The organism is Streptomyces sp. NPDC059092, assembly GCF_042756365.1.
GTDB lineage: Bacteria > Actinomycetota > Actinomycetes > Streptomycetales > Streptomycetaceae > Streptomyces.
In genome coordinates this window covers 35,472-51,967 of the sequence record NZ_JBHZEJ010000017.1, presented here as the reverse complement: position 1 = coordinate 51,967, position 16,496 = coordinate 35,472, and the positions used below count along the sequence as shown (strand labels likewise).

Below are 16,496 nucleotides of genomic sequence, written 5' to 3'. Positions count from 1 at the left end.
GGGCGCCGGGTCCCCGTGCTTCACCGGGCGCCGGGCCCTGGCACGCACGCCACCGGGCGCCGGGCCCCTGCGCTCCACCAGACGCCGGGGCCCGGCCCGCCGCCAGGCTTCAGGCCCGGCCCGCCGCCAGGCGTCGGGCTCCGGCGCCCGTCGGGCGTCAGCCCCGCCGGCCGCCCCCGCCGCCCTTCGGGTCCGTCAGCCCGGCCCGCCGCAGGGCGTCCGCCATCGCGCTGTTCGCCGGCGGCGCCGCCGCGGCCTGGCGCCCGCCGCCGCTCCTGCCCCCGCTGCCCACGCCGCCGCGGCCACCACGCTCGCCACGGCCGCCCTGCCGCTGCTGCGGCGGCCGGCCACCGCCGCCCGACCGGTCCCGTTCCGGCTTCGCGGCACCCGCCTCGTCGTCCAGGCGCAGCGTCAGGGAGATCCGCTTCCGCGGCATGTCGACGTCCATCACCTTCACCCGGACCACGTCGCCCGGCTTCACCACCTCACGCGGGTCCTTGACGAAGTTCTTCGACATCGCGGACACATGGACCAGCCCGTCCTGATGCACCCCGACGTCCACGAACGCGCCGAACGCCGCGACATTCGTCACCACACCCTCCAGCACCATCCCCGGCGCCAGGTCGCCCAGCTTCTCGACGCCCTCCTTGAACGTGGCCGTCCGGAACGCGGGCCTCGGGTCCCGCCCCGGCTTCTCCAGCTCACGCAGGATGTCCGTCACGGTCGGCAGCCCGAAGGAGTCGTTCACGAAGTCCGCGGGCCGCAGCGACCGCAGCACGGACCCGTTCCCGATCAGCGACGCGACGTCGCCGCCGGTCGCCTTCACCATGGTCCGCACCACGGGGTACGACTCGGGGTGCACGCTCGACGCGTCCAGCGGGTCGTCGCCGCCGAGGATACGGAGGAAGCCCGCGCACTGCTCGTACGCCTTCGGGCCGAGCCGGGCCACGTCCTTGAGCGCGCGCCGCGACCGGAAGGGACCGTTCGTGTCGCGGTGGGCGACGATGTTCTCGGCGAGCCCCGCGCCGATGCCCGAGACCCGCGAGAGCAGCGGCGCGGACGCGGTGTTGACGTCCACCCCCACCCCGTTCACGCAGTCCTCCACGACCGCGTCGAGCGAGCGGGACAGCTTCACCTCGGACAGGTCGTGCTGGTACTGGCCGACGCCGATCGACTTGGGGTCGATCTTCACCAGCTCGGCGAGGGGGTCCTGGAGACGGCGCGCGATCGAGACCGCGCCACGGATCGTCACGTCGAGATCAGGCAGCTCCTGCGAGGCGAACGCGGACGCCGAGTACACCGAGGCGCCCGCCTCGGAGACCATCACCTTCGTGAGCTTCAGCTCCGGGTGCCTGGCACACAGGTCGGCGGCGAGCTTGTCGGTCTCGCGGGACGCCGTGCCGTTGCCGATGGCGATCAGGTCGACCGAGTGGAGCTCGGCCAGCCGCGCCAGCTTCGCCAGCGACTCGTCCCACTTGTTCGCGGGGACGTGCGGATGGATCGTGTCGAAGGCGACGACCTTGCCCGTCGCGTCGACCACGGCGACCTTCACACCCGTACGGAACCCCGGGTCGAGACCGAGCGTGGCGCGCGTCCCGGCCGGCGCGGCCAGCAGCAGGTCGCGGAGGTTCGCCGCGAAGACCCGCACCCCCTCGTCCTCGGCGGCCGTCCGCAGCCGCAGCCGCAGATCGATACCGAGATGGACCAGGACCCGGGTGCGCCACGCCCACCGGACCGTGTCCCCGAGCCACTTGTCGCCGGGGCGGCCCCGGTCCGCGATGCCGAAGCGCCGCGCGATCATGTTCTCGTACATGGTCGGGCCCGGCAGCTCCGAGGGCTCCTCGGGCTCCAGGACCAGATCGAGGACGTCCTCCTTCTCACCGCGGAGCATCGCCAGCACGCGGTGCGAGGGCAGTTCCGTGAACGACTCGGTGAAGTCGAAGTAGTCCGCGAACTTGGCGCCCGCCTCCTCCTTGCCGTCCCGTACCTTCGTCGCGAGCCGGCCCCGTGTCCACATCCGTTCGCGCAGCTCACCGATGAGATCCGCGTCCTCGGAGAACCGCTCCGTGAGGAGGGCACGCGCGCCCTCCAGCGCGGCGGCCGGATCCGCGACGCCCTTGTCCGTGTCCACGAACGCGGCGGCAGCGGCGAGCGGTTCCACCGAAGGGTCGCTCAGCAGACCCTCGGCAAGGGGTTCAAGACCGGCCTCGCGGGCGATCTGCGCCTTCGTCCGCCGCTTGGGCTTGAACGGCAGATAGATGTCCTCCAGCCGCGCCTTGGTGTCGGCGGCCCTGATCCGCCCCTCCAGGGCGTCGTCCAGCTTGCCCTGCTCGCGTACGGACTCCAGGACCGCGGCCCGCCGCTCCTCCAGCTCCCGCAGATAGCGCAGCCGCTCCTCCAGGGTGCGCAGCTGCGCGTCGTCGAGCGATTCGGTGGCCTCCTTGCGGTAACGCGCGATGAACGGCACCGTCGATCCGCCGTCGAGCAGCTCGACGGCCGCCTTCACCTGCCGCTCGCGTACGCCGATTTCCTCGGCGATCCTGCCTTCGATGGACGTCGTCACGATCACGCTCCGCTGTTCTGTGGTCCGGCGCCTGCATTGTGGCAGGTGGCACCGACATCGGTGGGCAGGACCGGGGGGCGAGTACGGCGCCGGGCGCGGTATCGGCCACCGGCGCCGTGGCAGGAAAGGCGGGGTATTCGTCATTGCGGACATCCGCCCCCGGGGCAAGGATGGGAACCATGACAGAACGATCCGTCCTGGTCGTCCTCTTCGACCAGGTGCAGAGTCTCGATGTGACGGGCCCCGTGGAGGTGTTCGCCGCGGCCAACGCCATGGCCGGGGGACCGGCCACGTACCGGATCCGTACCGCCTCGCTGGACGGCGCGCCGGTCCGCACCTCCAGCGGGCTCACGCTCGTCCCGGACACCACGCTCACCGCCGCGCCCGACCCGCACACCCTTCTCGTGCCCGGCGGCCCGGGCACCCGGAGCCCCGATCCGGACCTGGTCGACTGGCTGCGCGAGCGGGCGCCCGGCGCGCGGCGCCTGGTCTCGGTCTGCACCGGCGCCCTGCTGCTCGCCGCCGCGGGGCTGCTCGACGGGCGCCGCGCCACCACCCACTGGCGGGCCACCGAACTCCTGGCCAGGAAATACCCCGCCGTGGACGTCGACCCGGACCCCATCTACGTGCGCGACGGGCACATCGCGACCTCCGCCGGGGTCACCTCCGGCATCGACCTCGCCCTCGCCCTGGTCGAGGACGATCTCGGCCGCGAGATCGCGCTCGCCGTCGCCCGCGGCCTCGTGGTCTTCCTGCGACGCCCCGGCAACCAGGCACAGTTCAGCGCCCAGCTCGCCGCCCAGACCGCGCGCAGCGAGCCGCTGCTGGCGGTGCAGAGCTGGATCAGCGAACACCCCGGCGACGATCTCTCGGTCGAGGCGCTGGCCGGACGCGCCCGTCTCTCGCCCCGCCACTTCGCGCGCGCCTTCCGCTCCGAGACCGGCACGACGCCGGGCCGCTACGTGGAGCGCGTGCGGCTCGAACACGCCAGACGGATGCTGGAGGAGAGTGCCGACGGGGTCGAGGAGATCTCCCGCTCCTGCGGTTACGGCACCCCGGAGGCCATGCGCCGCGCCTTCGTGAAGACCCTGGGCACCGCCCCCGCCGAGTACCGCCGCCGCTTCCGCCCGGCCCCGGGGCCCGACCCTGCCCGAACGACCTGACCTGTTCTGACAAGAAACAACCGAAAGGCTCCGATGCAGATCGGCATTCTCCTCTTCGAAGGCTTCACCGCGCTCGACGCCATCGGCCCCTACCAGATCCTGAGCAGCGTCCCCGGCGCCGAGACCGTCTTCGTCGCCGAGGAGACGGGCCCCGTGCTCGACCACGTCGGGGCGCTCTCGTTCCTCGCGACCGCGACGCTCACCGAGGTCACCGCCCCGGACGTGCTCGTCGTGCCCGGTGGTCCGGGCCAGAGCGCTCAGATGACGAACGGGCCGCTGCTCGACTGGCTGCGCGCGGTGGACGTCACCTCCACCTGGACCACCTCCGTCTGTACCGGCTCGCTGCTGCTCGCCGCCGCCGGGCTGCTCGACGGGCGCCGGGCCACCTCCCACTGGCTCGCTCTCGACGCACTGCGCGAGTACGGGGCCGAGCCGACCGGCGAGCGTGTGGTCATCGACGGCAAGTACGTCACGGGGGCCGGGGTCTCCGCCGGGATCGACATGGCGCTCACCCTGGCCGGTTCCCTGGTGGACGACCGGTTCGCGCAGTTCGTCCAGCTGGGGACGGAGTACGACCCGCAGCCGCCCTACGACGCGGGCTCGCCGGAGAAGGCGCCCGCGGACCTGGTCGAGGAGATGCGGGCCGCCGCCCGCTTCACCGCTGCGTCGGGCGGCTGAACACCGGCGCGCGACGCTCCAGGAAGGCGGCGACACCCTCCGCGGTGTCGCCGCTGGAGCGCGCCCGCTCCGCCCAGTACGCCGCCCGGTCGGCCCGGCCCGAGACGAACTCCTTGGCGGCCTCCTGCGTCAGCCGCGAACGCGAGAGCAGGACCCGGGTGAACTCCGCGACGCGCTCGGCCAACTGCCCGGCGGGCAGCACCTCGTCCACGAGCCCGGTGCGCAGTGCTCGCTCCGTGTCGATCAACTCGGCCGAGAACAGCAGGTACTTGGCCGTCGCCGGCCCCACCAGCGCGGCCAGCCGCCGGGTGGAGGACTCCGGGTAGACGATCCCGAGCCGCGCCGGAGTGACCCCGAACGAGGCGCCCGCCTCCGCGAACCGCAGATCGCACGCGGCGGCGAGCTGACAGCCGCCGCCCACGCAGTGGCCGCGCACGGCGGCGAGCGTCGGCCGGGGGAAGGCCGCCAGCGCCTCCTCGGCCCGTACGGCCAGCACCTGCGGGTCCTCGCCGGCCGGGCCTGCGCCGCCCGGCAGGCCCGGGCCGCGCAGGGAGGAGATGTCGGCGCCCGCGCAGAACGTGTCCCCCGCCCCGGTCAGCACCAGCGCCCCGACGGCCGGATCGTCCGCCAGCCGCCCGAGCAGCGGCGGCAGTTCCCGCCACATCGGCGCCGTCATCGCGTTGCGTTTGGCGGGGTGGTGGATCACCACGGTCGCGATGCCGTCCTCGACCGTGTGCGCAAGCTGGGGCTCCATGAGCCGGATGCTATCCCCGCGACTACGAGGAACGCCGCGAGCCGATCTTCGGCCGACAGTGAGCGATCAGGAACGGGCGCGGACTCGGCTCCTCGGCTCTCAGGCGATCACACTTCGCCAGATAGAGCTGACTTTTGTTCAGTGAACCGGTGTCGAACATGTTCTTGGTCAAGACTCGTTCCCGGATGGGAGCAACGAGAGAGCGCACCGGTCGATCCGAAGGTGGGAGCCACGGAATGGAGAGCGGCGGAAGTGTTCCGGTCCGGCCCCGGTCGTACGAAGGGGTCTGGCGCTTCACCGTCCCCGCGCTCGACGTCTCCGTGCCCCGGGCCAGGCGCACCGTACGCGAACTGCTGGGGCGGCAGCGCGTGCCCGTCAGGGCCGGGGTCGTGGACGGGGTGCTGCTCGTCCTCTCCGAGCTGGTCACCAACGCCGTACTCCACGCCGCCCTGCTCTCGCCCGAGATCGCCGTGGAGGTGGCCGTCGGCGCCGGGTGGATCCGGGTGTCGGTCGAGGACAACCATCCCTACCGGCCTACCGCGCTGGAGACCGACCACGCCAGGACGGGCGGACGCGGACTGCTGCTGGTCCGGGAGATCACCCGGGAGGCGGGCGGTGGATGCGCCGCCGAGCACACCGCGGAGGGCGGGAAGATCGTCTGGGCGGTGCTCCCCTTCGACCAGGGGCCGCAGGGCCCGGCGGACCGGGGCGACCCGGCGGACCGGGGCGACCTGCCGGGCCGGGGCGACCTGCCGGGCCGGGGCGACCTGCCGGGCCGGACGGATCCGGCCGGCCCCGGCGGGGTCACCAGCCCCCGGCCGCCCCGGTGAGCTCCCGGAACGCCGGGCGCGCCGTGTCCAGCACGGTCATGAACCAGGCGGAGAACGGCGCCGAGCCGTGCAGCTCCGTCAGCTCCGCGGGGGTGACGAACGCGGTCTCCTTGATCTCCTGCGGATCGGGCCGCGGCGCCCCCTGCGCCAGCCCGACGAAGAGGTGGTTGTACTCCTGCTCGACCAGCCCCGAGGCCGGGTCCGGGTGGTTGTAGCGCACGGTGCCGGCCTCCGCGAGCAGGGAGGGCGACATGCCCAGCTCCTCGTGGGTACGGCGGGCCGCCGCGGCGAAGGGCGCCTCATCCGGGTACGGATGGCCGCAGCAGGTGTTCGACCAGACGCCGGGGGAGTGGTACTTGGTCAGCGCGCGGCGCTGGATCAGCAGCCGTCCCCGCTCGTCGAAGAGGAAAACCGAGAACGCCCGGTGCAACTGGCCGGGTGGCTGGTGAGCCGAGAGCTTCTCGGCCGTGCCGATGGTGTTGCCGTCCTCGTCTACCAGTTCCAGCATGATCGTTTCTTGTGCGGCGGTCGACGAGCTGTTCGTCGCGGTGACTGGTGTGGTCGGCATAACCATCCTTCGCTTCGGGCCTCGGTGGCCAAGTCTGCCGTACACAAAAGCCCGGTGTCCGCACTTCGGGCGTGTGGCATGTTCGTTCCATGCCACACACCACGGTGCGGGTGTCCGGCGGCTCAGTGGCAGAGCTTCGCCTCGTGCTCGGCGTGCCCCCGGGGTTCGAGCTGGAAGGTGCAGTGTTCGACGTCGAAGTGATGGCCGAGGCATCCTTGCAGGTCATGGAGCATCTTTTCGTGCCCCACCGCGTCCAGCGCGTCCTGGTCGACCACCACGTGCGCGGAGAGAACCGGCATCCCGGACGTGATCGTCCAGGCATGGAGGTCATGGACGTCCGCCACCCCGGGCAGGGCGAGCATATGTGCGCGTACCTCACTCATGTCCACGTCCTTGGGCGCCGCCTCCAGCAGGACGTTCAACGTCTCCCGCAGCAGCTTCACCGTACGTGGAACGATCATGAGCCCGATGAGCAGCCCCGCGATCGGGTCCGCGAGCTGCCACCCGGTGGCCAGGATGATCCCGGCGGAGACCAGCACGGCGAAGGAGCCGAGCGTGTCCGCGAGGACCTCCAGATAAGCGCCGCGCACATTCAGGCTCTCGCTCTGCCCCCGCGTCAGCAGGGAGAGGGAGACGAGGTTGGCGGCCATGCCGATCAGCGCGAAGACGATCGTCAGCCCGCCCCGGGTCTCGGGCGGTGTGATGAAACGCTCGACGGCCTCGTAGAGCAGATAGCCGCCGACGCCGAGCAGCAGCAGACAGTTGGCGAGGGCGGCGAGGATCTCGGCCCGCGCGTAGCCGAAGGTGCGGAACTCGTCCGCGGGTCTGGCCGCGAAGTGGATCGCCAGCAGGGCCATGCCGAGCCCCACCGCGTCCGTCGCCATGTGGGCCGCGTCGGCGATCAGGGCGAGGGAGTCGGAGACGATGCCGCCGATGATCTCCACCACCATCACGGACAGCGTGATCCCCAGCGCGATCCGCAGCCGGCCGCGGTAGGCCGCCGTCGTGGTGCCCGACGGCGGCCCCCCGTGGGTGTGCCCGTGGTTGTGCCCTGCCCCCATGAGGACGCCTCCCGGTCGTCTGACGAGTGCTGACCCCGTCAGTCAACTACGGGTGGGGGGTATCGGGCAACACGGCAGTGAACACCGTTGTCATATGCTCTGACCTGCGGAAATGATGCCAGGTCAGAGCGGTGCGCTGCGTGCTGATCGCAGGATCATCCGATCGGGGCCACCGGGTGGCGCAACCGCCAGCCCTCCCACGCCGACTCGACCATCGCCCGTACGTCGCGGCCGGCCGTCCACCCCAGCTCCCGGGTGGCCACCTCGACGGAGGCGACCGCCCGCGCGGCGTCCCCGGGGCGGCGAGCCTCGGTCACCGCCTCCGTACGGTCCCCGGTGACCTCCGCCACCAGACCGGCCAGCTCGCGCACCGAGACGCCCTCGCCGCGGCCGATGTTCACCGTCAGGTCGTGGCCGCCGGGGTGCCCGGCCAGGTGGCGTGCGGCGGCGAGATGGGCCTCGGCGAGATCGGCGACATGGATGTAGTCGCGTACGCAGGTGCCGTCCGGTGTCGGATAGTCCGCGCCGAAGATCCGGGGCGCCTCGCCCCTGCTGATCCGGTCGAAGAACATCGGGATGATGTTGAACACCCCGGTGTCCGCGAGTTCGGGCAGCGCCGTGCCCGCCACGTTGAAGTACCGCAGACACCCCGTGGAGATTCCGTGTGCCTTGCCGGCCGCCCGGACCAGCCACTCGCCCGCGAGCTTGGTCTCCCCGTACGGATTGATCGGGACGGCGGGCGTGTGCTCCGTGATCAACTCCACATCGGGCACCCCGTACACGGCCGCGGAGGAGGAGAAGAGGAAGCGCCGCACCTTCGCCGCCACGACGGCGTCCAGCAGCACCGTGAGCCCGTACAGATTCTCCCGGTAGTACGTCAGCGGCTGCTCGACGGACTGGCCGACCTGCTTCTTCGCCGCGAGATGGACCACACCGGTGACCCCGTGCCCGGCCAGCACCCGGTCGACGGCCTCCCGGTCCAGCAGCGACGCCCGGACCAGCGGGATCTCCGGCGGCAGCCGCTCGGCGAAGCCGCTCGACAGATCGTCCAGCACGACGACCCGTTCCCCCGCCGCCGTCAGGGAGCGCGCCACATGTGCCCCGATATAACCCGCTCCGCCTGTGATCAGCCATGTCATGCCGTCACCCTAATGCTCCTTCCTGCGCTCCTCCCGGCCCTTCTCCCGATGCTCCTCGGCGCCCACGGTTTGTAGGGCGGACCCCGGATCGACAATGATGATCTCCCCACGGGCCGCTCCCGGCCCTGACGAGGGTGTCCGGGACCGCCGTCCCGTACGGAACAGGGCGTAAACGGGCGATGAACTCGCCCTTCCGTTCATCCGATAGCCTCTGCCGACGTGCCGCCACCCGGATCCCGGGGCCTGCCGCCGCGCACCCAGCCCTGTCAGTGCCAAGGAGTGAGTTCGCCTGTCGACCGCCATCGTCACCGGTGCTCCGGTACCCGGATCGCCGCTCGAAGGCGATCTGCGGTCCCTGGGCTTCGACGTACGGACCGCGTCCGGCGCCGATGAGGCCCGGAGCCTGCTCACCGCGGCCCCCGCGTCCGAGCGCGTCGCACTCGTCGACGCCCGCTTCGTCGGCCATGTCCATGCCCTGCGCCTGGCTCTGACCGATCCGCGCTTCCCCGCCGCCGCGGTCCCCGGGGCGCTCACCGCCCAGCCCGCGGCCCGGGCCGCGCTGCTGACCGCGCTCACGGCCGTGCACGGGGACACGGCCGACGCGCCCGTGGCCGACCGGGCCGCCACCGCGCTCGACGCCGCGGGCACCGCCGTCACCCGCCCCGAGCTGGGGTCGCTCGTCGCCGCCGTACCCGCCGACGCGCCCGCCCGCCAGCAGGCCGAGGCGGCCGTCGCGGCCGTCGACGACGAGGCCGTACGGCTGCGCTCCGCGGTGAAGGCCCGCGACGGCTTCTTCACCACGTTCTGCATCAGCCCCTACTCCCGCTACCTCGCACGCTGGTGCGCCCGCCGGGGCCTCACCCCCAACCAGGTCACCACCGCGTCGCTGATCACCGCCCTGATCGCGGCGGCCTGCGCGGCCACCGGCACCCGCGGCGGCTATGTCGCCGCCGGGGCGCTGCTGCTCTTCTCCTTCGTCCTGGACTGCACCGACGGGCAGCTCGCCCGCTACTCGCTCCAGTACTCCACGATGGGCGCCTGGCTCGACGCGACCTTCGACCGCGCCAAGGAGTACGCGTACTACGCGGGCCTCGCCCTCGGCGCGGCCCGGGGAGGCGATGACGTCTGGGCGCTCGCGCTCGGCGCGATGGTCCTCCAGACCTGCCGCCACGTCGTGGACTTCTCCTTCAACGAGGCCAACGTCGACAGCACGGTCAGCACGGCGGCCGGCGGCAACGGCAAGGCCGTCGTCGGCACCCCCACCGCCGCGCTCTCCAGCAGGCTCGACAGCGTCGGCTGGACGGTCTGGGTACGGCGCATGATCGTGCTGCCGATCGGCGAGCGCTGGGCGATGATCGCCGTGCTCACCGCCCTGACCACACCCCGGATCGTCTTCTACGCGCTCCTCGTCGGCTGCGGCTTCGCCGCCTGCTACACCACCGCGGGACGCGTCCTGCGCTCCGTGACCCGCAAGGCCGTGCGTACCGACCGGGCCGCCGGCGCCCTCGCGGACCTCGCCGACTCGGGACCGCTCGCCGAACTCGTCGCCCGGGTGCTGCGGCGCCCGGCCCGCGCGCTCCCCGGGGCGCTGCCCTTCCTGATCGCCCTGGCGGGCGGCGTCACGGTCGTCGCCGCGGCGGCCTTCGCCCCGCTGGGGACCACCGGGCCGGGTGAGCCGCGCTTCGACGCCGCCGTGCTCCTCGGCGGCGCCCTGGTGTACGTCCTGACCTCGGGGTTCGCCGTCGCCCGCCGGATGGGCGGCGCGCTCGACTGGCTCATACCGCCGGTCTTCCGGGCGGCCGAGTACGGCACCGTTCTGGTGCTCGCCGCCCGCGCCGACGTCCCCGGCGCGCTGCCGGCGGCGTTCGGGCTGGTCGCGGCGGTCGCCTACCATCACTACGACTCGGTGTACCGCGTCCGCGGCGGCTCCGGCGCCCCGCCCCGGGGGCTCGTCCGGGCGCTGGGCGGACACGAGGGCCGCACCCTGCTGGTCGCCCTGTGCGCCGCCTTCTCCACCCGCGCCTTCGACCTCCCGCTGGAACTGACGGTGCTCGCCGTCGCCGTGGCACTGATCGCGCTCGTGGAGTCCATCCGGTTCTGGGTGTCCTCCGGAGCCCCCGCCGTACACGACGAAGGAGAACCCGCATGATCGGCCTCGTACTCGCAGCCGGAGCAGGACGGCGTCTGCGCCCCTACACCGACACGCTGCCCAAGGCCCTCGTGCCGGTCGATCCGGCGGGGGAGGGCACCACCACCGTCCTCGACCTGACCCTGGGCAACTTCGCGGAGGTCGGGCTGACCGAGGCCGCGATCGTCGTCGGCTACCGCAAGGAGGCCGTGTACGAGCGCAAGGCCGCCCTGGAGCAGAAGTACGGCCTCAAGCTCACCCTCGTCGACAACGACAAGGCCGAGGAGTGGAACAACGCGTACTCGCTGTGGTGCGCCCGGGACATCCTGGCGCGTGGCGTGATCCTCGCCAACGGCGACACCGTCCACCCCGTCTCCGTCGAGAAGACGCTCCTCGCCGCGCGCGGCGAGGGCCGCAGGATCATCCTCGCCCTCGACACGGTCAAGTCCCTCGCGGACGAGGAGATGAAGGTCATCACCGACGGTGAGCGCGGCGTACGCCGGATCACCAAGCTGATGGACCCGGCCACCGCCACCGGCGAGTACATCGGGGTCACCCTCATCGAGCCCGAGGCCGCAGCCGACCTCGCGGACGCACTCAAGGCCACCTTCGAGAAGGACCCCGACCTCTACTACGAGGACGGCTACCAGGAACTGGTGAACCGCGGCTTCACCCTCGACGTCGCGCCCATCGGGGACATCCCCTGGGTCGAGATCGACAACCACGCCGACCTCGCGAAGGGCCGGGAGATCGCGTGCCAGTACTGACCCGGCTCATCCCGTCGCCGGTCGTCGTGGACATCAGGCCCGGCGCCATGGACGACCTCGCCGGGCTCCTCGCCGACCAGCGGATCTCCAGCTCGGGAAAGCTCTCGATCGCCGTCAGCGGCGGCTCGGGGCAGGCGCTGCGCGAGAGGCTCGCGCCGGTGCTCCCCGACGCCGACTGGTACGCCGTGGCCGACGGCACGATCGACTCGGCGGTCCGGCTCGCCGACGACATCAAGGGCAAGCGGTACGACGCCGTGGTGGGCCTCGGCGGCGGCAAGATCATCGACGTGGCGAAGTACGCGGCGGCCCGGGTCGGGCTGCCCATGGTGGCCGTCGCCACCAACCTCTCGCACGACGGCATCTGCTCGCCCGTCTCCATCCTCGACAACGACAACGGCCGCGGCTCGTACGGCGTCCCGACGCCCATCGCCATGGTCGTCGACCTCGACGTCATCCGGGACGCGCCGGTCCGCTTCGTCCGCTCCGGCATCGGGGACGCGGTCTCCAACATCTCGGCCATCGCGGACTGGGAGCTCTCGCACCGGGTCAACGGCGAGCCGGTCGACGGACTGGCCGCCGCCATGGCCCGTACGGCGGGGGAGGCCGTGCTGCGCCACCCCGGCGGGGTCGGCGACGACGAGTTCCTGACCGTGCTGGCCGAGGCGCTGGTCCTCTCCGGCATCGCGATGTCGATCAGCGGGGACACCCGCCCCTCGTCCGGCGCCTGCCATGAGATCAGCCACGCCTTCGACCTCCTCTACCCGGGCCGCTCCGCGCTCCACGGCGAACAGGTCGGCTTCGGTGCCGCCTTCGCCATGCGGCTGCGCGGCGCCGAGGAGGAGTCACTGCTGTTCACCGAGGTGCTACGGCGCCACGGCCTGCCCGTGCTGCCCGAGGAGATCGGCTTCACCGTCGACGAGTTCGTACGGGCCGTCGCCTACGCGCCGCAGACCCGGCCGGGCCGTTTCACCATCCTTGAGCACCTCGACCTGTCCACCGACCAGATCAGGGACGCGTACGCCGACTATGCCTCGACCCTCAGTAGCTGAACTCCGCCCGGTCGTCCACCCGGAAGGAGTGAAGGACCGGCGCAGTGGTGAGCACTGGGCGGGACGCCTGTACATGCGGGAAATCTCGCTGCACATCGACCCGTACCTGGTGAACACCCGGATCACGCCCAACCAGCTCACCTACCTCATGGTGGTGGTGGGGATCATCGGCGGCGCCGCGCTGCTGCTGCCCGGCCTGCCGGGCGCGATCCTCGCGGTCGTCCTCTTCCAGGTCTATCTGCTGCTCGACTGCGTCGACGGCGAGGTGGCCCGCTGGCGCGGACAGACCTCCATCACCGGCGTCTACCTCGACCGGATCGGCCACTACCTCTGCGAGGCCGCGCTGCTGGTCGGCTTCGGGGTGCGCGGCGCCGACGTGTTCCACCAGAACGGCACCTCCACCAACTGGCTGTGGGCCTTCCTCGGCACGCTCGCCGCGCTCGGCGCGATCCTGATCAAGGCCGAGACCGACCTGGTGGACGTGGCCAGGCAGCGCAGCGGACTGCCCGCCGTCAAGGACGAGGCGTCCGTGCCGCGCTCCTCCGGTCTCGCGCTGGCCCGCCGCGCCGCCGCCATGCTCAAGTTCCACCGGCTCGTCGGCGGCATCGAGGCCAGCCTCTTCATCCTCGTGGTGGCGATCCTCGACCAGATCAACGGCGACCTGTTCTTCACCCGGCTCGGGATCGCGGTCCTCGCCGGCATCGCCCTGCTCCAGACCCTGCTCCACCTGGTCTCCATCCTGGCGTCCAGCAGGCTGAGGTGAGTGACATGCGGCCAGGGCCTGTCCGGCGGATCTTCGCGGGCCCGCGACGCCTGGCACGGCACCTCGCCGCGTTGTCGGACTCGTCCAAGTACGTCCAGGCCATCGAGGGCGACGCCGATCCTCCGCCTTGCGACGCACCGCACCGGACGCCGCGGGCTGATCCGCAAAGATCCACCGGACAGACCCTCGGCGCGGTGATCATCACGATGGGTGACCGCCCCGGCGATCTGCGTGCGCTGCTCGACTCCGTCCTCCGCCAGGACGGCGACCCGGTCGAGATCGTCGTGGTCGGGAACGGTGCCCCGGTGGGCGCCGTTCCGCCCGGCGTACGGACCGTGGAGGTGCCGGAGAACCTCGGCATCCCCGGCGGCCGCAACATCGGCATCGAGGCCTTCGGGCCGGCCGGCTCCGACGTGGACGTCCTGCTCTTCCTGGACGACGACGGGCTGCTGCCCCGGACCGACACAGCCGCGCTGATCCGCGACGCCTTCGCCGCCGACCCCGTCCTCGGCATCGTCAGCTTCCGGATCACCGACCCGGAGACCGGCCTCACCCAGCGCCGGCACGTGCCCCGGCTGCGCGCCTCGGACCCGCTGCGCTCCTCCCGCGTGACGACCTTCCTCGGCGGCGCCAACGCCGTACGGACGAAGGTCCTCGCGGAGGTCGGCCCGCTGCCCGAGGACTTCTTCTACGCCCACGAGGAGACCGACCTCGCCTGGCGGGCCCTGGACGCGGGGTGGATGATCGACTACCGCGCGGACATGGTGCTGAACCACCCGACGATGCCGCCGTCCCGGCACGCCGTCTACCACCGCATGGTGGCCCGGAACCGGGTCTGGCTGGCCCGCCGTAACCTCCCCGCCCCGGTCGTCCCGCTCTATCTCGGAGTATGGCTGCTGCTCACGCTGGTGCGCCGGCCGTCCGTGCCCGCCCTGAAAGCCTGGTTCGGGGGGTTCCGGGAAGGCTGGGCGACCCCGTGCGGTCCGCGGCGCCCCATGAAGTGGCGTACGGTATGGCGGCTGACCCGGCTGGGCCGACCGCCTGTCGTCTGACAAGCTCAGTTCTGAGAGCATCGGATCAGGGTCTGAATACCCGGGGCCTGGCCGTCCGCGCCTGTGCCCGACCGGCCGCGCATCTTGAACACGAAAGTTTCAACTTGTGAGTGACACAACCCATGAGGGCGCGATCGCTGTGAGCGCCCCCCCTTCGCCCGACGACGGTCTGTCATCGGCGGAGCTCGCCGCCAAGTACGGCCTGTCGGTGAGCGGTGCCCGGCCAGGGCTGCGCGACTACGTCCGGCAGCTCTGGGGCCGTCGGCACTTCATCCTGGCCTTCTCCCAGGCGAAGCTCACGGCCCAGTACAGCCAGGCGAAGCTGGGGCAGCTCTGGCAGGTGGCGACCCCGCTGCTGAACGCCGCTGTCTATTACCTGATCTTCGGGCTGATCCTCCAGACCAAGCGGGGCATCCCGCAGGAGGTCTTCGTCCCGTTCCTGGTGACCGGCGTCTTCGTCTTCACCTTCACCCAGAGTTCGGTGATGGCCGGGGTCCGCGCCATCTCCGGGAATCTGGGGCTCGTCCGGGCCCTGCACTTCCCCCGGGCGTCGCTGCCGGTCTCCTTCTCCCTCCAGCAGCTTCAGCAACTCCTTTTCTCCATGGTCGTCCTGGTCACGGTGGCGGTCATCTTCGGGAGTTATCCGAGCCTGAGCTGGCTGCTGATCCTGCCCGCCCTGGCGCTCCAGTTCCTCTTCAACACCGGCCTGGCGCTGATCATGGCGCGACTGGGCAGCAAGACGCCCGACCTCGCCCAGCTCATGCCGTTCGTGATGCGCACGTGGATGTACGCGTCGGGCGTGATGTTCTCGATCCCGATCATGCTCAAGGGCAAGCCGGGCTGGATCGCCGACGTGCTCCAGTACAACCCGGCCGCGATCTACATGGATCTGGTCAGGTTCGCGCTGATCGACGGGTACGGCTCGGAGAATCTGCCCGCGCACGTCTGGCTCGTCGCACTGGCCTGGTCCGTGCTGATGGGCATCGTCGGTTTCGTGTATTTCTGGAAGGCTGAGGAGCGGTACGGCCGTGGCTGAGGACAACAAGCAGGGACGCGTCCCCACGGTCATCGCCGACGATGTGCACATCGTGTACCGCGTCAACGGCGGTGGCGGCGGCAAGGGCAGCGCGACCGCGGCCCTGAGCCGCATACTCCGCCGCGACAAGGGGGAGTCGCGGGGCGTCCGCAAGGTCCACGCCGTGCGGGGCGTCACCTTCACCGCGTACCGCGGCGAGGCGATCGGCCTGATCGGCACCAACGGTTCCGGCAAGTCGACCTTGCTGCGCGCCATCGCGGGGCTGCTGCCCGCCGAGAGCGGCAAGGTCTTCACCGACGGCCAGCCGTCGCTGCTCGGCGTCAACGCCGCGCTGATGAACGACCTGACCGGTGAACGCAACGTCATCCTCGGCGGTCTGGCCATGGGGATGTCGCGTGAACAGATCCGGGAGCGCTACCAGTCGATCGTCGACTTCTCCGGCATCAACGAGAAGGGCGACTTCATCACGCTCCCGATGCGCACGTACTCCTCGGGCATGGCCGCCCGGCTCCGGTTCTCCATCGCCGCCGCCAAGGACCATGACGTCCTGATGATCGACGAGGCGCTGGCCACCGGTGACCGCAAGTTCCAGATCCGTTCCGAGCAGCGGATCCGCGAACTGCGCAAGGAGGCCGGCACGGTCTTCCTGGTCAGTCACAGCAACAAGTCGATCAGGGACACCTGCGACCGTGTGCTGTGGCTGGAGAAGGGCGAGCTGCTGATGGACGGTCCGACCGACGAGGTCATCAAGGCGTACGAGAAGGAGACCGGCAAGTAGGCCGGGACGCCCGAGAGGTATGACAACGCCCCCGCCCCAGCGATCGGACGGGGGCGTTGTCATGGCGTGAACCGGCGTTGTCATGGCACAAACCGATCACAGCGGGTCAAAGATCGGTCAAGTCCGGTGGGTCGGGGGAAGGTTGGCAGGTATTGCCGCGTTCTTGT

General features: G+C 71.4%; 14 protein-coding genes and 1 pseudogene. 10 read left to right on the top strand and 5 right to left on the bottom strand.

Annotation, left to right across the window (positions count from 1 at the left end; genetic code table 11):
- Positions 1-157 precede the first annotated feature (157 nt).
- Positions 158-2,563 carry a Tex family protein gene (locus ACFXPL_RS13165; protein ID WP_384917157.1) on the bottom strand — a complete coding sequence of 802 codons (2,406 nt, stop codon included), beginning with the start codon at positions 2,561-2,563 and terminating at the stop codon, positions 158-160.
- A gap of 179 nt (positions 2,564-2,742) precedes the next feature.
- Between ACFXPL_RS13165 and ACFXPL_RS13160 the strand changes: the two genes are divergently transcribed.
- Together ACFXPL_RS13160 and ACFXPL_RS13155 are read left to right on the top strand one after the other, a co-directional pair.
- On the top strand, positions 2,743-3,726 hold the full coding sequence (locus ACFXPL_RS13160; protein WP_384917154.1) for a GlxA family transcriptional regulator: 984 nt from the start codon (positions 2,743-2,745) through the stop codon (positions 3,724-3,726).
- A 33-nt stretch (positions 3,727-3,759) separates the two neighbouring features.
- Positions 3,760-4,404, top strand: coding sequence for a DJ-1/PfpI family protein (locus tag ACFXPL_RS13155; protein WP_384917151.1), 645 nt, complete (start codon positions 3,760-3,762; stop codon positions 4,402-4,404).
- Here the strand turns inward: ACFXPL_RS13155 and ACFXPL_RS13150 are convergent.
- A complete protein-coding gene (locus ACFXPL_RS13150) occupies positions 4,382-5,158 on the bottom strand; it encodes an enoyl-CoA hydratase/isomerase family protein (protein WP_384917148.1) in 777 nt (258 codons plus the stop codon). The two genes, ACFXPL_RS13155 and ACFXPL_RS13150, sit on opposite strands and share 23 nt — an antisense overlap.
- Before the next feature lie 236 nt (positions 5,159-5,394).
- Between ACFXPL_RS13150 and ACFXPL_RS13145 the strand changes: the two are divergent.
- Positions 5,395-5,832, top strand: a pseudogene (locus ACFXPL_RS13145) (ATP-binding protein); the annotation flags it as partial.
- 130 nt (positions 5,833-5,962) lie between these two features.
- Here the strand turns inward: ACFXPL_RS13145 and idi are convergent.
- From idi to galE, 3 genes are all read right to left on the bottom strand, one after another.
- Entirely contained in the window at positions 5,963-6,556 is a 594-nt protein-coding gene (gene idi / locus ACFXPL_RS13140) for an isopentenyl-diphosphate Delta-isomerase (protein ID WP_384917145.1), read from the bottom strand.
- A gap of 122 nt (positions 6,557-6,678) precedes the next feature.
- Complete coding sequence (locus ACFXPL_RS13135; RefSeq protein ID WP_384917142.1) at positions 6,679-7,617, bottom strand: cation diffusion facilitator family transporter; 939 nt, start codon at positions 7,615-7,617, stop codon at positions 6,679-6,681.
- A 155-nt stretch (positions 7,618-7,772) separates the two neighbouring features.
- Complete coding sequence (galE, locus tag ACFXPL_RS13130; protein WP_384917139.1) at positions 7,773-8,756, bottom strand: UDP-glucose 4-epimerase GalE; 984 nt, start codon at positions 8,754-8,756, stop codon at positions 7,773-7,775.
- A gap of 289 nt (positions 8,757-9,045) precedes the next feature.
- Here galE and ACFXPL_RS13125 point away from each other — a divergent pair, with 289 nt between their 5' ends.
- The 7 genes from ACFXPL_RS13125 (at position 9,046) to ACFXPL_RS13095 (ending at position 16,329) form a co-directional block, all read left to right on the top strand.
- Positions 9,046-10,905: a DUF5941 domain-containing protein gene (locus ACFXPL_RS13125; RefSeq protein ID WP_384917334.1), complete on the top strand. Its 1,860-nt coding sequence runs from the start codon at positions 9,046-9,048 to the stop codon at positions 10,903-10,905.
- Complete coding sequence (locus ACFXPL_RS13120; RefSeq protein ID WP_384917136.1) at positions 10,902-11,651, top strand: sugar phosphate nucleotidyltransferase; 750 nt, start codon at positions 10,902-10,904, stop codon at positions 11,649-11,651. Before ACFXPL_RS13125 ends, ACFXPL_RS13120 begins: the two co-directional genes overlap by 4 nt.
- Positions 11,639-12,700: an iron-containing alcohol dehydrogenase family protein gene (locus ACFXPL_RS13115; RefSeq protein WP_384917133.1), complete on the top strand. Its 1,062-nt coding sequence runs from the start codon at positions 11,639-11,641 to the stop codon at positions 12,698-12,700. Before ACFXPL_RS13120 ends, ACFXPL_RS13115 begins: the two co-directional genes overlap by 13 nt.
- A complete protein-coding gene (locus ACFXPL_RS13110) occupies positions 12,678-13,463 on the top strand; it encodes a CDP-alcohol phosphatidyltransferase family protein (RefSeq protein WP_384917131.1) in 786 nt (261 codons plus the stop codon). Before ACFXPL_RS13115 ends, ACFXPL_RS13110 begins: the two co-directional genes overlap by 23 nt.
- Before the next feature lie 206 nt (positions 13,464-13,669).
- Positions 13,670-14,515 (top strand): glycosyltransferase family 2 protein, encoded by an 846-nt coding sequence (locus ACFXPL_RS13105; protein ID WP_384917331.1) that lies wholly within the window; start codon positions 13,670-13,672, stop codon positions 14,513-14,515.
- 106 nt (positions 14,516-14,621) lie between these two features.
- Complete coding sequence (locus ACFXPL_RS13100) at positions 14,622-15,551, top strand: ABC transporter permease (protein WP_384917128.1); 930 nt, start codon at positions 14,622-14,624, stop codon at positions 15,549-15,551.
- Positions 15,544-16,329: an ABC transporter ATP-binding protein gene (locus ACFXPL_RS13095; protein WP_384917124.1), complete on the top strand. Its 786-nt coding sequence runs from the start codon at positions 15,544-15,546 to the stop codon at positions 16,327-16,329. The genes ACFXPL_RS13100 and ACFXPL_RS13095 overlap by 8 nt, the downstream gene beginning before the upstream one ends.
- The last annotated feature ends 167 nt before the right edge of the window (positions 16,330-16,496 follow it).